Here is an 842-nt window from a genome sequence, read left to right as displayed (position 1 = left end):
ATCTGCTTACTGAAGCGATTGCACTGGCCAGTAGCCAAAGTTGGTCACAGGAAGAAAGGGCATCCCGGTTAGGCAAGGCCGGTTTTATTAAAAACTACAATGTTCTGTTATTACAGGAATGCTTTGACAAGCCTGCAACCAAAGCATTACGCGAAGGCCTTTCGGAAACACATCCTTATCTGACACCTGTTTTAGGCATCTCGCAAAATGATTGGGATGACACACACAATTGGAGAGAAAATATTGCTGATGGTCATCTTAATGGCGGTGTGATGATTGCGAGTAAATACCCCATAGCACATATGGAACAGTATCTTTTCTCTGCGAACTGCTTTGTAGAGGGATTAGGGTCTAAAAAAGGTTTGGTATATGCCCGTATAATTAAAGGAGGGAAACCTATACATTTTATTGCAACACATATGCAATCTACGGGCAGTATAGCCTGCCCTGCGGATGTGGAAAGAAAAGTCAGGGAAGCCCAGCTAAAAGAGATCAGATCCTATATTGATGCCCTGGACATACCTGTGGACGAAATGGTGATCATTGGGGGGGATTTCAATATTGTAAAGGATACGGACGAGTATATGACCATGCTACAGACGTTAAATGTTTCGCCGCCCTCATACAAAGGTTTGCCATACACCTGGGATACAAAGACCAATAGCCTGGTTTCCTATACGTATCCTTATCCTGAAAATGAGCAGGAATCTCTGGATTACATCTTTGTGTCTGATGATCATCTTGTGCCGCCGTCATGGCAGAATGTTGTTTTTGATCCCGTCAGCACCACGCTAATGAGTCATAGGAACCTGTTTATGGATGTCAAAAAAGATTATTTCGTC

At 43.2% G+C, this 842-nt stretch carries 1 protein-coding gene; it reads left to right on the top strand.

The features are described 5' to 3' along the window. Nucleotides 1-842 (top strand): sphingomyelin phosphodiesterase (gene sph, locus ED312_RS20225; RefSeq protein WP_170164575.1); only part of this gene is annotated, 842 nt, incomplete at both ends.

Source organism: Sinomicrobium pectinilyticum (assembly GCF_003725735.1).
Taxonomy (GTDB): domain Bacteria; phylum Bacteroidota; class Bacteroidia; order Flavobacteriales; family Flavobacteriaceae; genus Sinomicrobium; species Sinomicrobium pectinilyticum.
Note: the sequence above shows the minus strand (reverse complement) of the source record. Positions and strands in the feature narration are given on the sequence as shown.